This window comes from Marinicella pacifica, from assembly GCF_014636635.1.
Lineage (GTDB): Bacteria > Pseudomonadota > Gammaproteobacteria > Xanthomonadales > Marinicellaceae > Marinicella > Marinicella pacifica.
Genome location: NZ_BMEO01000002.1, coordinates 161496 through 184492, shown reverse-complemented (window position 1 = coordinate 184492; position 22997 = coordinate 161496). Strand labels below are relative to the sequence as shown.

General features: G+C 41.7%; 24 protein-coding genes. 16 read left to right on the top strand and 8 right to left on the bottom strand.

The genetic code is table 11. The features are described 5' to 3' along the window. Nucleotides 1-16: 16 nt before the first annotated feature. Nucleotides 17-790 (bottom strand): biotin--[acetyl-CoA-carboxylase] ligase, encoded by a 774-nt coding sequence (locus IEV16_RS02880; RefSeq protein ID WP_188364167.1) that lies wholly within the window; start codon nucleotides 788-790, stop codon nucleotides 17-19. Beyond that, entirely contained in the window at nucleotides 787-1440 is a 654-nt protein-coding gene (locus IEV16_RS02875; protein ID WP_188364166.1) for an alpha/beta hydrolase, read from the bottom strand. The genes IEV16_RS02880 and IEV16_RS02875 overlap by 4 nt, the downstream gene beginning before the upstream one ends. Before the next feature lie 66 nt (nucleotides 1441-1506). Between IEV16_RS02875 and lptM the strand changes: the two genes are divergently transcribed. The 13 genes from lptM (at nucleotide 1507) to IEV16_RS02810 (ending at nucleotide 11211) form a co-directional block, all read left to right on the top strand. Continuing rightward, nucleotides 1507-1695: an LPS translocon maturation chaperone LptM gene (lptM, locus tag IEV16_RS02870; protein WP_188364165.1), complete on the top strand. Its 189-nt coding sequence runs from the start codon at nucleotides 1507-1509 to the stop codon at nucleotides 1693-1695. After that, nucleotides 1670-2464, top strand: coding sequence for a diaminopimelate epimerase (dapF, locus tag IEV16_RS02865; RefSeq protein WP_188364164.1), 795 nt, complete (start codon nucleotides 1670-1672; stop codon nucleotides 2462-2464). Before lptM ends, dapF begins: the two co-directional genes overlap by 26 nt. Continuing rightward, a complete protein-coding gene (locus IEV16_RS02860; protein WP_188364163.1) occupies nucleotides 2457-3194 on the top strand; it encodes a DUF484 family protein in 738 nt (245 codons plus the stop codon). Before dapF ends, IEV16_RS02860 begins: the two co-directional genes overlap by 8 nt. Then, a complete protein-coding gene (locus IEV16_RS02855) occupies nucleotides 3169-4095 on the top strand; it encodes a tyrosine recombinase XerC (RefSeq protein WP_188364162.1) in 927 nt (308 codons plus the stop codon). The genes IEV16_RS02860 and IEV16_RS02855 overlap by 26 nt, the downstream gene beginning before the upstream one ends. Before the next feature lie 154 nt (nucleotides 4096-4249). Next, on the top strand, nucleotides 4250-4627 hold the full coding sequence (locus tag IEV16_RS02850) for an ATP synthase subunit I (protein ID WP_188364161.1): 378 nt from the start codon (nucleotides 4250-4252) through the stop codon (nucleotides 4625-4627). A gap of 8 nt (nucleotides 4628-4635) precedes the next feature. Next, nucleotides 4636-5505, top strand: a complete 870-nt coding sequence (gene atpB, locus IEV16_RS02845) for a F0F1 ATP synthase subunit A (protein WP_188364160.1) — start codon at nucleotides 4636-4638, stop codon at nucleotides 5503-5505. Nucleotides 5506-5546: 41 nt separating this feature from the next. Next, entirely contained in the window at nucleotides 5547-5822 is a 276-nt protein-coding gene (gene atpE, locus IEV16_RS02840) for a F0F1 ATP synthase subunit C (RefSeq protein ID WP_188364159.1), read from the top strand. Between the two features lie 39 nt (nucleotides 5823-5861). Beyond that, nucleotides 5862-6332: a F0F1 ATP synthase subunit B gene (locus tag IEV16_RS02835; RefSeq protein ID WP_188364158.1), complete on the top strand. Its 471-nt coding sequence runs from the start codon at nucleotides 5862-5864 to the stop codon at nucleotides 6330-6332. A gap of 2 nt (nucleotides 6333-6334) precedes the next feature. Beyond that, complete coding sequence (locus IEV16_RS02830) at nucleotides 6335-6862, top strand: F0F1 ATP synthase subunit delta (protein WP_188364157.1); 528 nt, start codon at nucleotides 6335-6337, stop codon at nucleotides 6860-6862. Nucleotides 6863-6907: 45 nt separating this feature from the next. Next, nucleotides 6908-8455, top strand: coding sequence for a F0F1 ATP synthase subunit alpha (gene atpA / locus IEV16_RS02825; RefSeq protein WP_188364156.1), 1548 nt, complete (start codon nucleotides 6908-6910; stop codon nucleotides 8453-8455). A 36-nt stretch (nucleotides 8456-8491) separates the two neighbouring features. After that, a complete protein-coding gene (gene atpG / locus IEV16_RS02820; RefSeq protein WP_188364155.1) occupies nucleotides 8492-9352 on the top strand; it encodes a F0F1 ATP synthase subunit gamma in 861 nt (286 codons plus the stop codon). Between the two features lie 13 nt (nucleotides 9353-9365). Then, nucleotides 9366-10778: a F0F1 ATP synthase subunit beta gene (gene atpD / locus IEV16_RS02815; protein WP_188364154.1), complete on the top strand. Its 1413-nt coding sequence runs from the start codon at nucleotides 9366-9368 to the stop codon at nucleotides 10776-10778. Between the two features lie 10 nt (nucleotides 10779-10788). Continuing rightward, complete coding sequence (locus tag IEV16_RS02810) at nucleotides 10789-11211, top strand: F0F1 ATP synthase subunit epsilon (protein ID WP_188364153.1); 423 nt, start codon at nucleotides 10789-10791, stop codon at nucleotides 11209-11211. Nucleotides 11212-11854: 643 nt separating this feature from the next. Here the strand turns inward: IEV16_RS02810 and polA are convergent. The 5 genes from polA to IEV16_RS02785 form a co-directional block, all read right to left on the bottom strand. After that, nucleotides 11855-14524 carry a DNA polymerase I gene (gene polA / locus IEV16_RS02805; RefSeq protein WP_188364152.1) on the bottom strand — a complete coding sequence of 890 codons (2670 nt, stop codon included), beginning with the start codon at nucleotides 14522-14524 and terminating at the stop codon, nucleotides 11855-11857. 84 nt (nucleotides 14525-14608) lie between these two features. Beyond that, complete coding sequence (locus IEV16_RS02800; protein WP_188364151.1) at nucleotides 14609-15538, bottom strand: GT-B fold glycosyltransferase domain-containing protein; 930 nt, start codon at nucleotides 15536-15538, stop codon at nucleotides 14609-14611. Then, nucleotides 15531-16481: an NAD-dependent epimerase/dehydratase family protein gene (locus IEV16_RS02795; RefSeq protein WP_188364150.1), complete on the bottom strand. Its 951-nt coding sequence runs from the start codon at nucleotides 16479-16481 to the stop codon at nucleotides 15531-15533. Before IEV16_RS02795 ends, IEV16_RS02800 begins: the two co-directional genes overlap by 8 nt. Beyond that, entirely contained in the window at nucleotides 16474-17124 is a 651-nt protein-coding gene (locus tag IEV16_RS02790) for a glycosyltransferase domain-containing protein (RefSeq protein ID WP_188364149.1), read from the bottom strand. The genes IEV16_RS02795 and IEV16_RS02790 overlap by 8 nt, the downstream gene beginning before the upstream one ends. Beyond that, nucleotides 17121-18128 (bottom strand): hypothetical protein, encoded by a 1008-nt coding sequence (locus IEV16_RS02785; RefSeq protein WP_188364148.1) that lies wholly within the window; start codon nucleotides 18126-18128, stop codon nucleotides 17121-17123. The genes IEV16_RS02790 and IEV16_RS02785 overlap by 4 nt, the downstream gene beginning before the upstream one ends. Nucleotides 18129-18622: 494 nt before the next feature. Here IEV16_RS02785 and IEV16_RS02780 point away from each other — a divergent pair, with 494 nt between their 5' ends. Next, nucleotides 18623-19429, top strand: a complete 807-nt coding sequence (locus IEV16_RS02780; protein WP_188364147.1) for a sulfotransferase — start codon at nucleotides 18623-18625, stop codon at nucleotides 19427-19429. Here IEV16_RS02780 and IEV16_RS02775 read toward each other — a convergent pair. Next, on the bottom strand, nucleotides 19423-20982 hold the full coding sequence (locus IEV16_RS02775) for an LTA synthase family protein (protein ID WP_188364146.1): 1560 nt from the start codon (nucleotides 20980-20982) through the stop codon (nucleotides 19423-19425). The two genes, IEV16_RS02780 and IEV16_RS02775, sit on opposite strands and share 7 nt — an antisense overlap. A gap of 379 nt (nucleotides 20983-21361) precedes the next feature. On the opposite strand from IEV16_RS02775, the gene IEV16_RS02770 reads away from it, so the two are divergent. Together IEV16_RS02770 and IEV16_RS02765 are read left to right on the top strand one after the other, a co-directional pair. Next, nucleotides 21362-22120 (top strand): hypothetical protein, encoded by a 759-nt coding sequence (locus IEV16_RS02770; protein WP_188364145.1) that lies wholly within the window; start codon nucleotides 21362-21364, stop codon nucleotides 22118-22120. Between the two features lie 100 nt (nucleotides 22121-22220). After that, the gene (locus IEV16_RS02765; protein ID WP_188364144.1) at nucleotides 22221-22994 is read left to right on the top strand and encodes a sulfotransferase; all 774 of its coding nucleotides are present in this window, start codon (nucleotides 22221-22223) and stop codon (nucleotides 22992-22994) included. Nucleotides 22995-22997 lie beyond the last annotated feature (3 nt).

Below are 22997 nucleotides of genomic sequence, written 5' to 3'. Positions count from 1 at the left end.
ACTGCGAGCGTGCAAATTATAAAGCCCGAACACGGACTTCGCCACTGCCAAAACAGCGGATTTGGCCGTTTACCCGGATTTGCAATTCACCCCGCGGACTCAAGCCGGCATAATCGCCCTGCATTATCTGCCGGTCTTGTTTGAGTTCAATCCGGCTGTTTTGTAAGCTGTCCTGATGCGACCATCGTTTCAAAAAAGGTTTTAATCCATCATCACAAAACTGTTGATTGACCTGTTTGAGGCGACTTAACAATTGATCGATAAATAAGCCACGGTGCGGTTTGTTGGCAATCGGGATATTGCAAACCGGCTGGTCAATCTGAGTCAGGGTTTTTTCGCTGAGTGACCAGTTTAGACCAATGCCGACAGTTACATCGGTGCTTTGGCGGTCCTGGTTGGGACTGAGATTGATTAAAATACCGCCAAATTTACGTTGCTCAAAACACAAATCATTGGGCCATTTCAGCAAACGTTGCGGCGGACTGCCAAAATGCTTCATGACAGCCGTCACCGCCAAAGCTGTGGTTAACTGAAAACCACTGAGTTCAGTGGCTGTCAGCGGCAAACAAAAACGATACGACAAGCTGATGGACCGGCCCGCCGGACTGAACCACTGGTTGCCGCGCCGACCCACACCGGCTTGCTGACTGTCGGCAATAAAAACACTGTTAGGTTTAACCTGTCTTTGGGTGGAGTCGGTTTGGGCAACGATATCAATGCGGGTCTCGGGATGATTGTTTTGCAGGTGTTCTTTATAACAAAACAAGTCATCCTGATTGTGATGGGTCATGGCAGCGACAATAAGAATGATTTAATGTCGTTGAGTTCATTCATATCCACGCCATGTTGAATCGGGTAAGTATGCCAGTCCACCTTAAAGCCGGCTTTAATCAATAAATCCTTGCTTTGTTCACCCAGGGCATAAGGTACCACCGGGTCATGCTGGCCGTGAGCCATAAAAAAAGGTGTGTCTTTATGACTAAAATCACTTCGTTTGCTTATGACCCCGGGTACCGGCAAATAACAACTTAAGGCGATAACCGCAGCCAATTTGTGTTGGCCGGTGAGGGCCATATGCAATGCCAAAGCACCGCCTTGCGAAAAGCCTGCCAGTACAATTTGTTCGGCTTTAAAACCGTCTTTTAACTGCCGGTCGATTAATGCCTGGACCAGCCCTACGGACTGATTGATACCGTCTTCGTCCACATGTCTATGGATGTCCATGGCGGTGATGTCATACCAGGCACGCATCGCCATACCACCGTTGATGGTCACCGGTTGCACCGGTGCATGGGGAAAAATAAAGCGAAAACTGTGTTTGGGGTTTTTAAATTGCGGTACCACCGGTTCAAAGTCATGGCCGTCGGCACCCAAGCCGTGCAGCCAGATAATGACATAATCGGGGTTGTTGCCGGTATGGGCGGTGATGTATTCGAGCATATTTGGGTTGTCTTCATGAATGATGCGCTCTATTATAGCCTGTGATTATCAAGAAGACAGACAGCCATGAAATTTAAGCTAAAATACACCCGTTTAATAGCCAGTATTCATTTTGGATTTTTGCTGTTGCTTGTGGCGTCGCTCACAGCGTGTGGCAACAAAGGTGATTTATACCAGCCGCAGGATGTGGCAGTTGATAAGATTCATCAAGACCCAGAGTCTGAAAACAATGCGCAAAGCCAGCTACCGTTTTGAGAAAATGCACGGTCTGGGCAATGATTTCATGTTGCTCGATGCCGATTGCCAGCCTGCGGGATTGACTTTGCCGCCGGATGCTGAACGTATTCGGCTTTGGTCCGACCGGCGCCTGGGCGTGGGTTTTGATCAGTTAATTTATTTATTCAAAAAAAATAAGCTTCAATGCTATCAGTTTTACAATGCCGACGGCAGCGCGGCTGAACAATGCGGGAATGGCCAGCGTGCCATTGCTCTTTACTTTAAAAACAAACAAGTAGCAATGCCGATGACCATTCACGGTGTCGGCGGGCAGGTTGTGTTGGACCACAAAGCCGATGGCCGGTTGGCAATAACCCTGAATCAGGCATTTCATTATCAACAAAAAAACCTGCGTTTGCCGAATACCGAAATAAACGCGTATCTGGTGGATGTGGGTAACCCCCATTGCGTACTGATCAGTGATGATGTGTCGCAAGAACCATTGGCCGAAAACGCATCACGGATCGGTGCTTTATTTGAAGCCGGTGTGAATCTGGAAGTGATGCAAATCATTCGTGACAATCAGGTGCGAATCAGGGTCTATGAACGTGGAACCGGGGAAACACCGGCCTGTGGTAGCGGGGCCGCGGCCGCGGCGATTGTGCTGCGGCATTATTTTAAAGGTCAGGATCAAGTGACGGTTTCGATGCCGGGCGGTGATTTAACCGTTTTACTGAACAATGCGTGTGATAAGATAAGTCTGATTGGTCCGGCAAAATTCGTTTATCAAGGACAAATTTATGAGTGAATCTATTTCAAAACAAGACATCGTGGCTTATTTAAAAGACCACCCGAATTTTTTCGCAGACAATCCGTCTTTGTTACAGGAATTGCAGGTGGCCGATGAACAGGGTCAGTTACAGCAAATGGCCACTTACCGGGCCAAAACCCTGCAGCAGCAAAACCAACAGCTTAAAAACCAAATCAAACAGCTGATTCATCACGCCAAAATCAATGAGACACTGATGAACCGTGTTTTTGAATTGCTGGTGACGCTGGCGGTTTCTGAACAGGCCGAATTTTTGAATCGTTTTGTCGCGTTCGTACAACAGCATTTTGCCAGTGATTATTTTAAACTCAGTTGTCGTCAGGAATTTCTGCAGGCACTTCCCGGGCGTTACTGTGAGGCCCTGACAGCGGCCCAAAAAAGTCAGTTTACAGTTTTCCAGCATCAGTCAGAGCCCTTAGCCGGCCGTTTGCCCCAGTCGCAAATTGAAGCCATGTTCGGCGCCCATAAAGACATCCGTTCGGCCATTATCATTCCGCTTGGGCCACAGGCGGAGTTTGGGTTGCTGGGTTTTGCCAGTTGCGATGAGGATAAGTTTATGCCCCATGCGGCCAGTGATATTTTGCAGAAGCTGGGTCATATCATCAGTCAGTTTTTTGCGGTGAGTTCGGGACGCAAAACCCAGGAAAAAACCGCCACTATGACCACTTCCGATCAGCCAGAGAATGATTCAAATCAAGCCATGTCTTGACGCCTATCTGGCCTATTTGCAAGACACCCGTCATTTATCGCCTCACACGGTAACGGCGGCCAAACAGGACATATCACTTTTCAAAACAGACTTGTGCTTGTCAGATAAGAATGATGTTTGTGACATCGGCAGTGATCAGGTGCGTCAATTTTTGCGCCGACAATCAGGTCGCGGTAAATCGCCGAAAACCGTGGCCAGATACCGATCCAGTTTGCTGAATTTTTTTGATTTTCTCAAACAGGCCCCCAATTGTCCGCTTGATCATAATCCGGTGAGTCTTGTCAATGCACCGAAAGTTGGTCGAAAATTACCTGAAGTGCTGGATGTGGATCTTATTTTTCAGTTGTTGGATGTCCCGCAAAACTCCGCCATTGAACGCCGTGATAAAGCCATGCTGGAGTTGTTTTATTCATCAGGCTTGCGCCTTTCAGAGCTGAGCCGACTACAATGGGTTGATTTGAATTGGGGCGAAGGTCTTGTCAGGTTATTGGGCAAAGGCCAAAAAACCCGGGTGGTGCCGGTGGGTCGGGCCGCTTTAAAGGCCTTGTCAAACTGGCAACAGGACAGCCGTGATATGAATCAAAGCAGTGTGGACTGGGTGTTTGTTTCAAAACGTGGTGGTCGGCTTAAGCCACGCAGTATCCAGGCAAGGGTTAAGCATTGGGCGCAACAACTCGGCCTCTGGCAACGGGTTTACCCGCATTTATTGCGCCACTCGTTTGCCAGTCATGTACTGGAATCATCGGGAGATTTGCGGGCCGTCCAGGATATGCTGGGGCATGCGGACTTGTCCACTACCCAGATTTATACCCACTTAAATTTTCAGCATTTGGCTCAGGTTTATGACCGCAGTCACCCGCGGGCAAGAAAATCTTCAAAAAACCCAACAAAACAAGAGTAGAATAAGGTCGGCAACAGACTGAACAGGGCGTTTAAATTTGTGCTAAAAACATTGCTTTGGACGGGTGAAGCCTTTATAATGCACCCGCTTTTAGCAACGGCAATTGTGACGGCTTAATTGAGATGTCCATTGTCATGGGGATAAGAGGCCTTCAATGACCACCGAATTTTCCTGGCAAGAAGTGAAGAAAACGGTTTTTAAAATACCGCTTTATCAGGTGATAATCGGTGTTTTGACAGCCGTATTTTTTTGGCTGTTCCAAGGTCAAGCGGCCGCCGGATCAGCCATGGCAGGCGCTGTCATCAGCGCCCTTGGATCATTAACCTTTGCCTTTATAGTGGCCTGGCCGTTTTCACCGGATCAAGCCATGGTGGGGAAAATGGTGAAAGGAGAAATCCTCAAATTTATTGTGATTGGTGCTTTGTTTTATGTGGCCATCACACAGTTTTCGTTCCAGTTAATGGCTTTGTTGATTGGATTTATTATCACCCTGTTAGCATTTTGGGTGGCTTTGTTAACCTCTTTTAAGTGAGATAAACGATGGCAAGTGGCGAAAATGGCGGCAGCGCTGGTGATTACATCAGCCACCATTTGGTGAACAATACCAAGGAACTTGTTGAAGGCAGCAGTTTTTGGACCATCAATGCCGACAGTGTGTTTTATACCATTTTGTTGGCGGCAATCTATCTTTTATTCTTCCGCAGTGTGGCCAAAAAAGCCACTGCCGGTGTGCCTTCAAAAACCCAGAACTTTGTGGAAATGATTCTTGGCTTTGTCGATAAGCAGGTCACCGATGTCTTTACCGGTTCCAGCAAACTGGTGGCGCCGATGGCTTTGAGTATTTTTATCTGGGTCTGGCTGATGAACTTTATGGACCTGTTGCCGATTGATTTATTGCCCTGGTTAGGGACTCTGGTTGGTATTGAATATATGAAAATCGTGCCTTCCACGGATTTAAACATCGTGTTTGGTATGAGTTTCGGGGTGATGTTGTTGGTGTTTTATTACAGCTTTACCGTGAAAAAACCTGTGGTTCTGGGGTACGTGAAAGAGTTTTTAACCCATCCGTTTGCTGCACAAGGTTGGTTGGGTAAAATACTACTCGCCGGACCGAACCTGTTTTTGAATCTGGTGGAAACGCTGGCCAAACCGGTGTCTTTGAGTCTGCGACTTTTCGGCAACATGTATGCCGGTGAGCTGATATTCATATTGATTGCGGTTTTGACCGTTAATTACACTTTTGCTGATTTCTTTACGGCCGGTGGCATACTGGTATCAGTGATGCAATTTATTCTTGCTTTTGTGTGGGCCGTGTTCCACATTTTAATTATTACGTTGCAAGCCTATATTTTTATGATGTTGAGTGTGGTTTATATGAACATGGCCCATGAGACACATGAAGATCATTAACTTTAATATTTTTATTTAAAAAAGGTAAATCGGAGAAAACGATGGAAAATTTAGCTTTAATTGCACAAGTCCAAGGCATGACTGCCATTGCTGTTTCAATCATTCTGGGCTTAAGCGCCATTGGTACCGGTATTGGTCTGGGTATCTTAGGTGGTCGCTTACTGGAATCCACGGCACGTCAGCCTGAACTGGCCCCTATGTTACAAGGTAAGTACTTCCTGTTAATGGGTCTGCTTGACGCGGTTGCCATGATTGGTGTGGGTATCGCCTTGTTCTTTACATTCAACAACCCATTATTAGCGCCTATTACAGGTTAAGTTTAGCATCCCGCGACAGATAACCTCGGAGTACACAAGATGAGCATTAACGCAACATTAGTCATTCAAATGGTGGTCTTCTTCGCAGTGATCTGGATTACCATGAAGTACATCTGGCCGGTAATCTTGGGTGCCATGGAGGAGCGCGAGAAAAAAATCGCCGACGGTTTAGCGGCCGGCGATCGTGCTGAGAAAGAGCTGCAAACTGCCAAAGCCAAAGTCGAAACATTGATTATTGAAGCCAAAGATCAGGCCGGTCAGATTAAGGACCAGGCCAATCAGGTGGCCACCAAAGTCAAGGATCAGGCAAAAAATGAAGCCCTGGCAGAAAAAGAACGCCAACTGGCGGCGGCAGAAGCTGAAATTGAGCAACAGGTCAACCGTGCCCGTGAACAGCTCAGACAGCAAGTGGCTGCACTGGCTATAGCCGGTACTGAAAAATTAATCAGTCAAGAAATTGATGCCAAAAAGCACGCCCAATTATTGGATGAATTAATCGCAGAGATTTAAGCATGAGTGAGTTGATAACCTTAGCCAGACCTTATGCCAAAGCGGCCTATGAATTCGCCAAGTCGGTGGATCAGGTCTCCCAATGGCAAAAGCAATTGGCCGTGGCCGCCGGATTGGCGGATCACGATGACGTGGCAACGATATTCACTGACCCTGATGTCACTGACCAACAGCTGGTTGACCTCATTATCGGTGATACAAAAGACAGCCATTATGAGAATTTCATTCGCTTAATGATTGAAAACGACCGACTGCCCTTGCTGCCGGATGTGGCTGAACTTTATCAGCACTATTATGAGCAGGATTCAGGCGCACTGTCCGTACAGGTTCAGTCCGCAGCGCCTTTAAGTGAGGATCAGCAACAACGGTTAACGGCCGCTTTATCACGCCGCACAGGCAAAGACATCACTTTGTCCATCGAAGTGGATGCGTCTTTGTTAGGCGGGGCGAAAATTCACTGTGGTGATTTGGTCATCGATGGTACTTTAAGCGGTAAAATCGAGCGATTAAAAACAGAACTATTTAACTAATATTTTAGCGGATTAAACGCTGAAAAGAAGCAACGAGGAGCACCAATGCAAACGACATTGAATCCATCAGAAATAAGCGAACTGATTAAAGACCGCATTAAGGACTTTAAGGTTCAGTCAGAGGCCCGTACCGAAGGCACCATTGTGAGTGCGCAAGACGGAATCGTACGTATCCACGGCCTGGCCGATGCGATGCAAGGTGAAATGATTGAGTTGCCCGGTGACACTTATGCACTGGCCTTGAACCTGGAAAGAGACTCCGTTGGTGCGGTGATTTTGGGTGATTACGGTCATATTTCAGAAGGCGACAAAGCAAAATGTACCGGCCGCATTCTGGAAGTGCCGGTCGGCCCTGAATTGTTAGGCCGCGTGGTTGACTCACTGGGTAACCCCATTGATGGTCATGGACCAATTAAAACCAAACTGACTTCACCGATTGAAAAAATTGCCCCCGGCGTGATTGACCGTAAATCGGTTGACCAGCCGGTACAAACCGGTATGAAATCCATTGACGCCATGGTGCCAATCGGACGTGGTCAGCGTGAGTTGATTATTGGCGACCGCCAAACGGGTAAGACAGCCGTTGCCATTGATGCCATCATCAACCAAAAAGGCACCGGCGTGATCTGTATATACGTGGCCATCGGTCAAAAACGTTCATCAGTGGCTTCATTGGTGCGTAAACTGGAAGAACACGGCGCCATGGAACACACCATCGTGGTGGCGGCCACCGCTTCTGATTCTGCGGCCATGCAATACATTGCTCCCTATTCAGGCTGTGCCATGGGTGAATACTACCGTGACCGCGGTGAAGATGCCCTGATTACTTATGATGATTTGACCAAACAAGCCTGGGCCTATCGTCAGGTTTCTCTGTTGTTAAAACGTCCACCGGGCCGTGAAGCGTATCCGGGTGATGTGTTTTACTTACACTCCCGTTTATTGGAACGTGCCGCGCGAGTCAATGCGGACTACGTTGAACGATTTACCGACGGTGAAGTGAAAGGCAAAACCGGCTCATTAACCGCTTTACCGATTATTGAAACTCAGGCTGGTGACGTGTCTGCGTTCGTACCGACAAACGTGATTTCGATTACCGACGGCCAGATTTTCCTCGGCACTGATTTATTTAACTCAGGTATTCGACCTGCGATTGATGCCGGTTTGTCGGTCTCTCGTGTGGGTGGTGCAGCACAAACCAAAATCATCAAAAAACTCGGTGGTGGTGTGCGTCTGGCACTGGCTCAATTCCGTGAATTGGCCGCTTTTGCCCAGTTTGCTTCTGATTTGGATGAAACCACCCGAGCGCAACTGGAACGTGGTCAGCGTGTGACCGAATTGATGAAGCAAAAACAATATTCACCTATGAGTGTCGCTGAAATGGCGGTGTCTTTATATGCGGTTGACCGTGGTTATATGGACAAGGTCGAGCTGGATAAGATTGGTGATTTTGAGCATGCTTTGATTGATCACATGAACAACAACAGTGAAGCATTGATGAAAAAAATCAACGAAACCGGCGACTTTAATGATGAAATTGAAGCCCAGTTAAAAGCCGGGGTTGAAGATTTTATGAAAACAGGCAGCTTTTAAGCCGCCCGTTGATTAAACCAATAACAGGTAGTAGATATGGCAGTTGGCAGTGAAATCGTCACCAAAATAAAAAGCGTTAAGTCCACCCGTAAGGTGACCACCGCTTTGGAAATGGTGTCGGCGAGTAAAATTAAAAAAGCCCAGGACCAAATGGAAACCTCGCGTCCTTACGTGCGCAAAATCAAGGAAATGATTAACCACCTGGCTCAGGCAACACCCGAGTATAAACACCCGTTTATGCATGACCAGGCGGGTGATCGTGTGGGTTATATCATCATTTCCACCGATCGTGGTTTGTGTGGCGGTCTGAATGCCGGCTTGTTTAAACAAACCGTCATCAACATGCGTGAGTGGGAATCACAAGGCAAAAAAATTGACGTGGTCACCGTGGGTAACAAAGCCACCACCATGTTCAAAAACAGCAGTGTGAATCTGAAGGCCAATATTTCGTCGCTGGGTGATAACCCGAAACTCACCGAACTGATTGGTGTGGTCAAAGTGATGTTAGATGCTTACTCGGCCGGTGAATTAAGCCATGTTTACCTGGCTTATAATGATTTTATCAACACCATGACCCAAAAACCGACGGTGGATCAATTGCTGCCCTTACCGGCCGGTGATGAAGCGGTGTCACGGGCTAATTGGGATTACATTTATGAGCCCGATGCCAAAGAAGTGCTGGATAATTTGATGACCCGCTACATTGAATCATTGGTTTACCAAGGGGTACTGGAAAACCTGGCCTCTGAGCACGCCGCCCGCATGGTGGCGATGAAGTCGGCCACGGATAATGCCTCAGATTTAATTAAAGAACTGCAATTGGTCTATAACAAAGCCAGACAAGCAGCCATTACACAAGAAATTTCAGAAATTGTCGGCGGTGCCGCCGCCGTATAGGAGAAGTCAGACTATGAGTTCAGGTAATATTGTACAAATCATTGGTGCAGTGGTGGACGTGGAATTCCCACGTGATGCCGTGCCAAAATTATATGATGCCCTTAAAATTGGTGAGACCAACACCACCCTGGAAGTCCAACAACAACTGGGTGACGGCGTGGTCAGAACCATTGCATTGGGTTCAACTGACGGCCTAAAACGCGGTTTAAAAGTGGACAACACAAACCGAGCCATTTCTGTGCCCGTAGGTAAGAAAACCCTGGGTCGGATTATGAATGTGTTGGGCGAGCCCATCGACATGCAAGGTGACGTCAACGCCGAAGACACCTGGGAAATTCACCGTGAAGCCCCGGCTTATGATGAACAAGCTGCTTCTGATGAAATTTTGGAAACCGGTATTAAAGTTATTGACCTGGTTTGTCCGTTTGCCAAAGGGGGTAAAGTGGGCTTATTCGGTGGTGCCGGTGTGGGTAAAACCGTGAACATGATGGAACTGATTAACAACATCGCCACCAAACACTCAGGTTTGTCCGTGTTTGCCGGTGTCGGTGAACGTACCCGTGAAGGTAATGACTTCTATTATGAAATGCAGGAAGCCGGTGTTGTGAACATTGACAATCTGGAAGAATCAAAAGTGGCCATGGTTTATGGCCAGATGAATGAGCCGCCGGGTAACCGTTTACGGGTTGCTTTAACCGGTTTGACTATCGCTGAATACTTCCGTGATGAAGGCCGTGACGTTTTACTGTTTATTGACAACATTTACCGATACACCCTGGCCGGTACCGAGGTATCCGCGCTGCTGGGTCGGATGCCATCTGCGGTGGGTTATCAGCCGACACTGGCTGAAGAAATGGGTAAATTACAAGAGCGTATTACCTCCACCAAAAAAGGTTCGATTACCTCGATTCAGGCGGTTTATGTACCGGCGGATGATTTAACCGATCCGTCACCTGCGACCACCTTTGCGCACTTGGACGCCACGGTTGTGTTATCACGTTCAATTGCAGAATTAGGTATTTATCCGGCGGTGGATCCGTTGGATTCAACCTCTCGGCAACTGGATCCGCAGCTGGTGGGTGAAGAGCACTACCAAACAGCCCGTGCGGTTCAAGGTACCTTGCAACGCTATAAGGAATTAAAAGACATTATCGCCATTTTAGGGATGGATGAGTTGTCTGAAGAAGACAAGCAAACCGTTTACCGGGCGCGTAAAATTGAGCGATTCTTCTCACAACCTTTCTTCGTGGCTGAAGTCTTTACCGGAACCCCCGGTACTTATGTGCCATTAAGTGAAACCATCCGTGGTTTTAAAGGCATTATTGACGGTGAATACGACCACATCCCTGAGCAGGCTTTCTACATGGCCGGCAGCATTGATGAAGTGTTGGAAAAAGCCAAAAAAATGTCTGAAAAGGCCGCCTGAGGACAGCTAAATGAAGACCATTCAATGTGATATAGTCAGTGCCGAAAATGCCATTTATTCCGGTGATGTCACCATGGTCATTGCCAGTGGTGTGTCCGGTGAATTGGGTATTGCCCCACGCCACACACCTTTGATAACCCGCTTAAAACCGGGGCAGGTGCGGGTGCACCACACCGATGGTACTGAACAGGAGTTTTATGTGTCCGGCGGCATTTTAGAAGTCCAGCCAAATCTGGTGTCAGTGCTCGCCGACACCGCGATTCGTGCCAAAGACATCGACGAAGCGGCGGCGATTAAAGCCAAAGAAGAAGCTGAAAATCTTCTTCAAGACAGCAACAAGCAGTACGATCTGGCACAAGTCCAGGCCGACCTGGCCAAAGCCGTCGCCCAAATCCAGGCCATCAGCCGTCTGAAGAAAAAGCTTAAAAGATAAATTCAAATGAATTTCATCAAAGCCGGTATATGTTACCGGCTTTTTTGTTCCTGGAGAACTGCTCTGCAATGTATCCATAGTAAGTTAGGTAAGAATCAAAAAAACGGCAAACCTAACTCTCTCCAAAATATAAATAAATCGCACCTATTCTGCACCTTGGCGAGCGCAGCGAGTCAGACAGGGCTTCTCATAAAAGCCTGCGAAGCAGTTACGGTTTTTTTTCGGAGCAAAAAAGGCAACTACCGCGTCCTGCTAACGTTGCACACTTACGTCCTGTAAGCGGCAACTACCGCGTCCTGCTAACGTTGCACACTTACGTCCTGTAAGCGGCAACTACCGCGTCCTGCTAACGCTGCAGACCCACATCGATTTAAAAGGACGTAAGAAATGCATAGATTGTTGGGAACAATATATGCTATGTAGGCCAAGTGGCTGCGTAGCCCAACTAATTTAAAACAACGTTAAATTATCTTAATTCTAAAAAAATAAAGAGGTAAATCGCACCTATGATGCGCCTTGGCGAGCACGGCGAGTCTATCAGCGCAGCTCATTAAAGCCTGCGAAGCAAAAAAGGCAACTACCGCGTCCTTGCTCGCGTTGCAGACCTACATCCATGTAGGCCAAGTGGCTGCGAAGCAAACCTCTAATGGGCCTCGTCCCAATTCCCCCCCATCCCATACTCAACTTCTAACGGCACATCTAATGACACCACGTCTTCCATAATGGTTTTAATTTTTTCAGACCATTTTTGTGCGGAATCTTGTTTAATCTCAAACACCAGTTCATCGTGAACTTGCATAATCAGCTTAATATCATCAGCGTTTTTGATTTCCCGGTAAACTGCGAGCATGGCTTTTTTGATGATGTCGGCAGCAGTGCCCTGCATGGGGGCGTTAATGGCAGCGCGTTCGGCACCGGCACGGACACGGGCGTTACGGTTAGTGATGTCCGGAAAATATAAACGACGGCCAAATAAAGTATCTAAATAGCCTTGTTCCGCTGCCTGTTCTTTGATGCCTTCGATAAACGCCTCGACTTTGGGGAATTGGTTAAAATATTGCGCCATGTAACCGGCGGCTTCTTTGCGCGACACATGTAATTGCTTACTTAAACCAAACGCGCTCATACCGTACATCAGGCCGAAGTTAATGGCTTTGGCCGCTCGTCGCTGACTACCATCGACCTCATCCAGTGTCACGTTAAATACCTGCGAAGCTGTTTGGCTGTGGATATCTATGCCATTCTTAAAGGCCTTCAGTAACTGTTCGTCTTGTGATAAATGCGCCATAATGCGCAGTTCAATCTGCGAATAATCTGCCGCCATCACCTGCCACCCGGGTTCAGCGATAAAGGCTTTGCGGATTTTACGGCCTTCTTCGGTGCGAATCGGGATATTTTGCAGGTTGGGGTTGGATGAGGATAAACGACCGGTACTGGTCACCGCCTGATGATACGAGGTGTGCACCCGACCGGTTTGTGCACTGATTTCCTGCGGTAGTTTATCGGTGTAGGTGCTTTTGAGTTTACTTAAAGATCGGTGTTCCAAAATCACATCCGGAAGCTCATAATCAGCGGCCAAATCATGCAATACATCTTCGGCGGTGGATGGCTGGCCGCCCGGGGTTTTCTTTTTCACCGGTATGCCTTGTTCTTCAAATAAAATCTGTTGCAGTTGTTTGGGTGAGCCTAAATTAAATTCTTTACCGGCGATTTCATAAGCTTTTTGTTCCAGTTGCGTCATGGTTTCGCCCAATTCACGGCTTTGTTTATCCAGTTCACCTTTATCAATCAATACCCCGGTTTGCTCCATCGAGGCCAACACCGACACCAGCGGCATTTCTAATTCCTGAAAAACAGCACATTGCGGTAAGTCTTTTAAATCCGACCACAATTTATGGTGCAGTTGCCAGGTAATGTCCGCATCTTCCGCGGCGTAATGCGTGGCTTGCTGTATCGAAACCTCGGCAAAAGGAATTTGCTTCACACCCTTGCCACAGATGTCTTCATATTTCGTGGTTTGTCGATTCAGGTGAATGTCGGCCAACGTGTCCATATCATGCCGGTTGGCCGCCGGATCCAGCACATAGGATTCCAGCATGGTGTCGTATTCGAGCGTTTCCACCGATCGACCGTAATTAGACAACACATTCAAGTCATACTTAAAATGCTGACCGATAATTTTGACCTTATTTAACACCGGTAACAGCACATCCAACACGTCGGATAAATCCAACTGCTGACTGTCTTCAGTATGGCCAATCGGCACATACACCGCCTTGTTATCTTCACAACACAGCGATAAACCGACAATCTCAGCCCCAATCGGCTGCAGCGAGGTGGTTTCTAAATCCACCGCCACCAACCCGGATTGTTCGACGGTTTTTAAATAGCGCGCTAAATCCTTCAAATCATCAATACATTGATAATCGGTTTTCACTTCGGGTTCTTTTTTAACACCCTCTGCGGTTAACTCGGCAAACCGCTTCATGTCGTATTGTTGGCCGATTTGATTTAAGGTTTGAATGTCCTTGTCACCGATCAGAAAATCATCGGGTTCATACGCAATGTCACAATCTTGCTTAATAATCACCAGCTCCCGCGATAATTTAAGCTGATTAATGCCTTCACGCAGGTATTCGCCAACCTTGCCTTTAAACTCATCGGCATGTTTAATTATGTTATCGACACTGCCGTAATCGGCCAGCCATTTAGCCGCCGTCTTCGGTCCAACCTTATTCACCCCCGGAATATTGTCCGAAGAATCACCAATCAGCGCCAAATAATCAATAATCTGTGACGGCTTCACGCCAAACTTATCAAACACCGCAGCTTCATCCAGCACCGTATCACTCATGGTGTTAACCAAAGTCACATGCTTCGACACCAACTGCGCCAAGTCCTTATCACTGGTGGACACCAAGGTCTCAACCCCCCGGGCTTCGGCTTTTTTGGCGAGCGTACCGATGACATCATCCGCCTCCACATGCGGCACCTCAATCAGCGGGATGCCCATGGCTTTAATCACATCTTTGGTCGGCTGTAATTGCATGCGCAACTCATCCGGCATCGGCGGCCGGTTGGCCTTATATTCGGCATACATATCATGCCGAAAAGTTTTACCCTTGGCATCAAACACCACCGCCATATAAGTCGGATTATATTCATCCAGCATCCGCTGAATCATATTACTGACCCCATAAATAACCCCGGTCGGATGCCCGTCTTTACTGGTCAGTCGCCGTAAATTTGGCACAAAAAAAGCCCGAAACAAATAACTCGAACCATCGACTAAATACAGGGTTTTGTTGGTCATATTACAAATCGCAAACTAAAAAGGACATTGTAACCGATTAGCAAACTATCAGCAGGGGGGGGATTAATTTTAGAAAAGAAGACATCAACATTTAAACGGCCCATCTATGGTCGGTTGCAAAGGCAACTGCTCTTTCAGCCAACGATACTGTTCTGTCTTCTTGTCTTCATCAGTAGTCACATGATCTAAAAATCCCGGATGTTGAAACCATTTGTGGTAGTGGATATGGCATAACTCATTAAAATCTAAGGATCTTTTTTCACTCGATAAGTATGGTTGAAAAGGAATGGGATAGTTTAATTGTCTTGGAAAGAATCTTTTTTTATTGATTATCCTTTCAGTGGTTATAGAGAGAACCAATTGCTCAAAAAAGCCAAAATTTGTACCATCTCTGCCTACAAATTTTGGTCTAATATTTGACTTCATCAGCTCATCAAAATCTTTGAACCATTGCTGATAAAAGCCATCAATTCCATTAACAAGAACAAATCCTGAATTGTGATAGGGCCTAATCGTGTTATTTCTCACGGTTGTAGTCATATTTGCTTCAGGTAAATCAATATCAAAAAATTCAAACATTTGACGCCAAAAAATATCTTCTGGGTCATCATTGCCTTCTGAGCCTACGCCCTTATTGTCTGCAGGTGATACAAAGACAGTATTATTTTCAAATATCTCATTGGGTAAATTATTAATAAAAACCGTATCGGTGTCGGTCAGTAAAATTTTTGAATATTCAGGCTGCTCTCTTTCGAAAAACGAACTAGCATATAGTCCATTGGCAAGTGGAAAATCAGGATAATCAATATTTAAATCACTATTAAAGTGGTGGGTGACCTGATATTTTAAAAAAGATTCCATGTGGGATCCTGGCTTTCGATCAACACGTGGAGAAAATGTAAAAATATCAATTTCCGCAGTTAGATATTTATGAATAGATTTTATTAGTAGCTCGGCTTGTTGCTCTAATAGGCCTGGTTCAATAATAATTAAAATAGCTAATTTATTATTCATCTCTCTGTTTTTTTAAATATTCTAGGGTATGTTTGAGTCCCATTGAAAAAGGGGTCTTAGCGGTCCAATTTAATTCTTTTTCAGACCAGCTTGAGTCTATTTTAAAAATCGGATTATTATTTGCCTCATGCCAAGTTAGACGGGCTGAATCAGTTGCAACGAAATTTTGCGATTTTAAAATATCATGAATGGCTTTAATCACACCAATGACTGATATTTGGTTATTGGCACTTAAGTGATATCTTTTATGTTTGCCATTTTTCAATGCTTGAATTATACCTTCACATGTATCTTTGACAAATGTCCAAGTTCTTTGGCTTGACCCATCACCTTTTATAATAATTTTTTGATTTTTAATTAGTTTATTAAAAACAACCGGGATTAATTTATCGTTTGACTGCCCGGGGCCATAATTATTAGTGCATATTACATTTATAAAATCTACACTATTGCTGACTAATTGTTCAATTTCATTGACAGCCTGAGCTTTTGAATCAGCGTAAGCATTAAGTGGATTGGTGCTGGAAGATTCATTAAATCCATTCAAATCTTTGATATTTCCATATATTTCATAAGTGGATAAGTTTAAAAATTTCTTTTTGTTTTTGTTCTGATTTGATTCACAGTATTTTAAAAACTGGTTGGCTAAATTAAGTGTAGCATCACGATTGAATTGATAAAACATCGAATCATCTTGTTTGATTAACGCTGAAGGGTTTAAGCCAGCACAATGAATGATGGTATCTGGTTTAAACTTAATAAACTGATCATACAATGACTCGTGTTGTAAATTGCATTTAATTGAAGGTGTTGAATTATTAATAGCATGAACGTTATATATACAAATTACATCATATCCACTTTGAGATATGATCTTATGAAGATAACTTCCTATAAAACCTGACGCACCAGTAACAAAAATTCTTGATAGATTATTATGCATGAGGGTTTCTCATGAAGTATCTACCATCACCGATTCTTGTGGGAATTTCCCAATACTTAAAGTTCATTTTCCAACAGGCATAATTAAAACTAATTTGATCTCTTCTGCTATGGTTGTATATTTCACTCCACCAATTATTCATTAATTCAATAATTTGAGGGTCGTTATGCCTTCTTACAATCACGCCACTGGCAACTAATCCATTATTTTGAGGGTATCCGATTGATTTATAAGTATCAATTTGTTTCTCAATAACTTCTTTGCTGTCTTTGTTTTTATCAATACAATTATGTGCTGCCTGATATAAACAATTTCTTTTTGCATGTTTATATATAGCAAGTTTAGCTTTATTATTAATTGCTTCATTTAATAGTTTAATTAGGTCGTCGGTTATCAATAAGCTACCATCAACCCAGATACTCCAATCGTAATTTGGAAAGAATAAATGAGGATGAAGCTTGTAAAAGCGAGCAGTTCTGATAGGGTCATCATTAATAAGATCAATTTTTTTAGATTCCCATCGATTGGTATAGCCACCGGTAGAGTTTTGAAAACAGACCATCGGTAAAGTTTGATCTGTTTTAGGTGTTTTTACTGTGTCATAGCCATTAGTAATGGCTGTATAGATTATTCCTCTAATCATGAAGATTTGATGATTGCTGCAATTTTTTTAGTTTCATGAAAAAGTTGTGCTTGCTCCCAGACGTAACTTATCTCAGACTCCAACCGTTTAATTGTTTTTTTAATTCTTTTATCATTCGTGTTAATTGTCGGTTTGGCACCTTTGCCAATAATATGGTTTAAATAGCAATAGAAATATTTTCCGTAATGACGTTTTAAATTCTTTTCATACTCATTCCTAAAATTATATTTGTTGCCATTATCTCTATTTTTAGAAGGCAATTCAGAATCATCCAAAACAACTGAAGATGTGATGTCTAACTTTTGCAGGTATCTCCCACTCATACCTCCTATGTGTACTAAACCATCAAGTTCATCAAATGATTTCTTGTATCTTTCATAATGGTAAAGCACGCTTAGAAGTTTGCCAGTATCAAACATTTCATATTCGATTTCATACGCATCTATTATTTTTTTTGCCTTGTCTGGTATTTGGCTATCCAGTCTATATTGCTCAAAGCCAACTTTATATTTTAATAACGTTCTTTTTAAATGTTCTCTACTGTAGATACAAAAAAAACTTGTGGCTAAATCAATTTTACCATCAGGACTTTTGGTTGTTGCACCACCTTTAAATCCAGCGTAAATAGCCTCATCTTCATTTTCGATTCTACCGCCTGAAGAAAAAACCACTGCTTTACGCATGTATCTCAATAATTGCTTTTGTGATAAAGGTTTAAACAAAAAAAGATCAGAGTCACAAAAACAAAAATACTTGTTATTTTCAGAAATAAATAATAAGTCCAGCAATGTACCATGAGGGATAATCTGATCAGATTCGAAATTTGCATAAGTTAGTCTGTTAGAGCATTCACTGATTTGTTCTAACAATTTCGCTTCATTTTGATTTAAACTATTACCAACTAATCTGAAGTTTAAGTCAGTATTTTGCAACATTGAAATCAATGCAATTGACTGATAACTAACAGTTCCAGGAATAAAGATAATATTAAATTGTGGCAACATTCAAAAAAAAACCTTATAAAACTTTCTTATTAATATCTTCAAAAGATGAATTACCCAATGTAATTACTTCGACCAAAAAACTTATTGAAGTTTACCAAAATTCAACTGCCATAGTTGTTTTGATTAGTCAAAAACCTATAAACACTGACAAATATCATTTTAAAAATATTAATATCATACATTACCCTTCAAATAGAAGTATTGATGCTCATTTCATAATGATTAAATTTGCAAAAATAATGCCGCATTCTGAAATTTGTTTTTTGGGTGAGGGTGGGTATTTTAATCTGAACTTTAAAAGCTATCAAAAACACAACTCATATGTTAAAAAAGTATCGAATGGTCTCAATACGGCTTTTTTAATAGATTCAAATGCGCTCGTCAAGTCACTTAAACAAGACATCACGACCGCCAACACTCTAAAGAAATACTTACAGCACAATCATGTATAGCTCTTAAAATTACTGTTAGTTTTTTATTACAGGTTAAAGGATATGAATCATTTAAATACTATTTTACTAACAGGCATTCCTAGGTCGGGAACCTCTCTTTTAACCTCCATTTTAAGCAGCAACTCTTGTTTGTGCTTATCAGAGCCACCTTGGTTGAAAGAATTGAAGGAACAAAGTGATAATGCTGTTCAATTAAGTGATAACTTAGCACTTAAAATCTCTAATTTGAGAAGCAAAATTAAAAATAAACAACCTATAGAAATTGTATTTAAGAAAAACAGTTCTGAGTTGCCGGATAATTATTTTAAAAGAATTAATAAAAAAACCCAAAAAAACCAAAGAGAAATTAGAGCTGTGAAACTGCCTCAAAGTAGCGCTAATAATTTATTTATTATTAAGGCCAACGCCTTATTCACTGCCAATTTAGGTGGATTATTGAATGGTAACTGGCCTATAATTGCAGTTATTCGTGATCCTGTTTCTGTGATTATGTCATGGCGTTCAGTAAAAATTGCATCAAGCAAGGGGAGACTCCCAAATTTGGAAAAATATTCCATTGATTTGGCGGATATTGGAAAACAAAAACCTTTACTTAAAAGACAAGTATTGCTAATTGATTGGTATTTCAAGCAATTTTCAAAGAAAAGCAAAGTTAGTATAATTAGATACGAGGACTTGGTAGAAAACCCTAAGAAAATTGTGTTCGATTCGACAGGTCTTGAAATTTCTGGTAACTATAGCTTAAATTCTAAAAATAATCGTCCTGAATACAACCATAAAGAAAAAATTCAAATAACAGAGTACTTACACAAATATGGAAAACACTATTTAAGTTACTATAATTATTGAGAAAGAATTCTGTGTTGAAAATATTCATACTCTTGAAATAATTCTAATTGGCTTTGGTTTAGATTATCTTTAAAGTCGTAATTTCTTGACACTACTTTTAATCGCTTCATTAATATGTGATTAAATTTAAAAAACCCCTTTATGCTAACATTGGACTTTTCTAACACTTTTGCAGCTAAAAAGTTCATGCTTATCAATGTGTTATGCGTATTTTCATCGATCGATTTGTAATTTTGCCAAATTAAATAAGGAACCTTGTAGTTTTCATACTCCAAAAAATTATTATTATATTCAGCTAATTTTAAAGAAGGATGGTGATCACCCACAAATAATATTAAGGTGTTTTGATTGGAATTTGTAAAATAATCTACCAATATAACCAAAAGTTCTTCCACATGCCTTAATGCATTGAAATACGCAATTATCCTATTCTTGGTTTTTTTCCTAATATTTTTGTTATTAATAAGTTTTATTGTATTTTCAGGATAGTCACTAATCTTCCATGGCATGTGGCTGGTATTTGCAAAAGCATAAATGAAAGATTTGTTTTGTAATTTTGTAAATTTTATTATTTTTTCTGCCAGAACTTTACTCGATGCGTACTTCCCTGTTGGATCTTTATTTATGTCAGAACCAACCAAGGACACTACATTATCAAAACCCAAATACTCATAAATTTTCTCAAATCCAAATCCACTCATGGGAACTAGCTGGACTACATTTGTTATAAAGCCATTGCTACTAAGCACACTGGCTAAACTGGGTGTGGAATTTGATACCATTTCTCTATACGGTAAAGACTCTATGGGTGTAAAAAGTGTGGATAAGCCAGTCATTAGCTCAAATTCTGAATTAATTGACTTACCACCATAAACGGGCACAATGACGTTGCCTGCATTATGTTCAGATCTTAATTGACTGAATTTTTTTAATATTGTTTCAGATGTTTGCCATCCAATTTCATTAGGATCAATGAAAGACTCTGCAAGAATAACAATAACATTATCTGCACTTTGGCCATTTTGTGATACTTTTAGTGGCTCATTTAAATCATATTTATTAATTATTGAATCTACTTTTGCCATTTCAAACCCTATGGGCTTAATAGATTTTCTTTGTAGTACGGTTGCTTGAAAAAAATAATTTAAATATCCATTTCTAGCTGACCTATTAATTAAGTTAGTATTCTTCTTAATGAGCATATCTTGTGAATCCAAGAATAGCCTTATGGGTTCTCTAAAACTAAACAACAAAACAACAATCGCAATTACAGATAATAATGCAACCACCCGCGAGTAATTATTTACCAGTTCATTTTTCAGGTTATAATAAATAAATAGGCTCGAAATTATTAAAAAAACAATAAAATACCCTATATATTCTAATACCACCTCTTTAGTTCTCAATAAATCATCAATTTGAAACAAGTCTATTGGCATCAATGGTGCATTTAAAAAATTAATCTTAATAACAGAAGCGCTTAAGAATAAAAAATATACTAAAACAGATATCCAATAAGTCGATTTGGGCCTTCCTAGCAAAATCAGTAACATCAGATATATACTTAACAGCCAGATAAATTCAAGTAGCAGCGACAAAAAAGTAAACGATTGTGGCTTTTTTGTAGTGCCAAGTAAAGGGTTTAGAAATTGATAAAAAAACCAAATAACAAGAATAAGTAAAAACAAATATGAACCTAGCCTAAGTGTTCTTAGGAAATTTATTTTCTTAAGATATGAAAGTATCATGTTAAAAAAATTAATATACGTTGAAACGCTAATACTGATATATATACGACTATAGTTGAATAGTTAATCTGATAATATCACAACGACAAATAGATAATTTAAATTTATTTATTATTATTGACCGATTAAATTAATCTGTACGTTAATAGGATATAAATCAACTATTTTACTAGGAGAAGTTAAGATGAAAAAAGTATTGAAAGTATCCTTTGCTGTTGCAAGTATGGCATTCACTTCAATGTCATTCGCACAATGTGATGATACAAATCTGGATGCATGGGATCAAGTCCGTGAAGACGCAGCTGGACAGATGGATGTAGTCGCTGGTGGGCTTGATGGTACAGCATGTCGTTTAGAAGTATCTGCAACTACTGACAACTCTCAAAGAGCGCGGGTCCAAGACAGATCACCTTCGTGTGAGAACTCTTTCCGTGGTCGGTTTATGATAAATGCTGATAATTTTGGTGTATTAGCTAATAATCAAAGAAATAAGGTTCATAACATTCAATGTAATGTTAATGACAATGGCGGTGCAGTAGCTTGTGCTAATGTTGGTGTTCTACAATTAAGACTTCAAGGCGACAATGGTACTAATATTTTTAGAAGTTTCGTTACAGATGAAGGTCCTGCGACAGCAGCTGATAATAGAAGAAAGTTTGATGTACCTGTAAATTCTGGTGAACAAGCATTCGAATACCAGTGGATCCGTGCAAGTGCACCAGGAGCTTCTGATGGTGTCTTCAGAATGTGGGCTAACAGCAATACTACTGAAGCTTCACCAGATGTAGAGTATACTGATTTACAAAACTATAACTATTGTATAGATAGAATTAATTTAGGAATCATTGAGCCAACTAACGCTTGGGCAAACAACAAAACTAACGTTAAACTTCAGTTAGATGAATATGAGTCACGAAGACAAACTGCTATTGGCTTGAATTAAAAAATTTAAAATTAAAAAAAAACTGGAGTTCTGCTCCAGTTTTTTTTGGTCAAAAACAATTAAACAACAATCTTATCTGGATAAACTAGGGTTAATTTAAGTGACAATTAACTTCAGTAAAAGTGAAATTGAATCAATTACTAACCGTATTGATCCAAATCATCTGTCTAAAATTTCAAAATTTGTTTTGTTTGTCGGACACGCACATAGTGGGCATAGTATTATTGGCGCTACGCTTGATGCTCATCCGGAAATAGCTATAGCTAATGAAGTAAATATTGCGAAGCTAATTAGGGATCACAGGTGTACAAAACAGCAGATTGAATCAATATTATATTCAGAATCACTTAAAAATGCTAAACAAGAAAGTTGGCATAACTCAGAGTATCAATATAACATTAGCAAAGGTTTTCAGGGAAAAACTCAATTGCCGGAAGTTATCGGTGACAAAAAAGCAGGTGGTACCACGCGAATTTTATTAAACGATTATTGGATATTGGAATATTTGCAATCTATATATAAACAAAATTTTAAAGTCATATTCGTGAGAAGAAATCCGATTGATATTGTTGCTGCTTATGCATATTACATGAAACAAGCACCATCACAGTTTCATGTCGATAGATATAATGAAAATCTTGCAATAGTTAAGCGAATTAAAAAATCAATGGATAAAAGCTCTTTTATAGAAGTAAAACAAGAGGATTTTATTAATAATCCAACTCTGGTTTCTCAAAATTTAATTAACTTTTTTCATTTAAGTACAAATAATGAATTATTGGAGCAATGGACTCAAAATGTAAGAAGTGATTTAAAAGGTAAATCGCATCAAATTGATATCCCAGACAGCCTTTTAAGGCAATTGCCGAGCTAATAA

What these genes read in the sequence shown, in the direction of transcription:
- atpB (WP_188364160.1), top strand. Translation starts at nt 4,636, where the DNA reads ATGGCAAGTGGCGAAAATGGCGGCAGCGCTGGTGATTACATCAGCCAC.
- IEV16_RS02855 (WP_188364162.1), top strand. Translation starts at nt 3,169, where the DNA reads ATGATTCAAATCAAGCCATGTCTTGACGCCTATCTGGCCTATTTGCAA.
- IEV16_RS02850 (WP_188364161.1), top strand. Translation starts at nt 4,250, where the DNA reads ATGACCACCGAATTTTCCTGGCAAGAAGTGAAGAAAACGGTTTTTAAA.
- lptM (WP_188364165.1), top strand. Translation starts at nt 1,507, where the DNA reads ATGAAATTTAAGCTAAAATACACCCGTTTAATAGCCAGTATTCATTTT.
- dapF (WP_188364164.1), top strand. Translation starts at nt 1,670, where the DNA reads ATGCGCAAAGCCAGCTACCGTTTTGAGAAAATGCACGGTCTGGGCAAT.
- IEV16_RS02780 (WP_188364147.1), top strand. Translation starts at nt 18,623, where the DNA reads ATGAATCATTTAAATACTATTTTACTAACAGGCATTCCTAGGTCGGGA.
- IEV16_RS02800 (WP_188364151.1), bottom strand. Translation starts at nt 15,538, where the DNA reads ATGAATAATAAATTAGCTATTTTAATTATTATTGAACCAGGCCTATTA.
- IEV16_RS02795 (WP_188364150.1), bottom strand. Translation starts at nt 16,481, where the DNA reads ATGCATAATAATCTATCAAGAATTTTTGTTACTGGTGCGTCAGGTTTT.
- IEV16_RS02775 (WP_188364146.1), bottom strand. Translation starts at nt 20,982, where the DNA reads ATGTTACTGATTTTGCTAGGAAGGCCCAAATCGACTTATTGGATATCT.
- IEV16_RS02810 (WP_188364153.1), top strand. Translation starts at nt 10,789, where the DNA reads ATGAAGACCATTCAATGTGATATAGTCAGTGCCGAAAATGCCATTTAT.
- polA (WP_188364152.1), bottom strand. Translation starts at nt 14,524, where the DNA reads ATGACCAACAAAACCCTGTATTTAGTCGATGGTTCGAGTTATTTGTTT.
- atpE (WP_188364159.1), top strand. Translation starts at nt 5,547, where the DNA reads ATGGAAAATTTAGCTTTAATTGCACAAGTCCAAGGCATGACTGCCATT.
- atpD (WP_188364154.1), top strand. Translation starts at nt 9,366, where the DNA reads ATGAGTTCAGGTAATATTGTACAAATCATTGGTGCAGTGGTGGACGTG.
- IEV16_RS02880 (WP_188364167.1), bottom strand. Translation starts at nt 790, where the DNA reads ATGACCCATCACAATCAGGATGACTTGTTTTGTTATAAAGAACACCTG.
- IEV16_RS02790 (WP_188364149.1), bottom strand. Translation starts at nt 17,124, where the DNA reads ATGATTAGAGGAATAATCTATACAGCCATTACTAATGGCTATGACACA.
- IEV16_RS02835 (WP_188364158.1), top strand. Translation starts at nt 5,862, where the DNA reads ATGAGCATTAACGCAACATTAGTCATTCAAATGGTGGTCTTCTTCGCA.
- IEV16_RS02875 (WP_188364166.1), bottom strand. Translation starts at nt 1,440, where the DNA reads ATGCTCGAATACATCACCGCCCATACCGGCAACAACCCCGATTATGTC.
- atpG (WP_188364155.1), top strand. Translation starts at nt 8,492, where the DNA reads ATGGCAGTTGGCAGTGAAATCGTCACCAAAATAAAAAGCGTTAAGTCC.
- IEV16_RS02860 (WP_188364163.1), top strand. Translation starts at nt 2,457, where the DNA reads ATGAGTGAATCTATTTCAAAACAAGACATCGTGGCTTATTTAAAAGAC.
- IEV16_RS02830 (WP_188364157.1), top strand. Translation starts at nt 6,335, where the DNA reads ATGAGTGAGTTGATAACCTTAGCCAGACCTTATGCCAAAGCGGCCTAT.
- atpA (WP_188364156.1), top strand. Translation starts at nt 6,908, where the DNA reads ATGCAAACGACATTGAATCCATCAGAAATAAGCGAACTGATTAAAGAC.
- IEV16_RS02770 (WP_188364145.1), top strand. Translation starts at nt 21,362, where the DNA reads ATGAAAAAAGTATTGAAAGTATCCTTTGCTGTTGCAAGTATGGCATTC.
- IEV16_RS02785 (WP_188364148.1), bottom strand. Translation starts at nt 18,128, where the DNA reads ATGTTGCCACAATTTAATATTATCTTTATTCCTGGAACTGTTAGTTAT.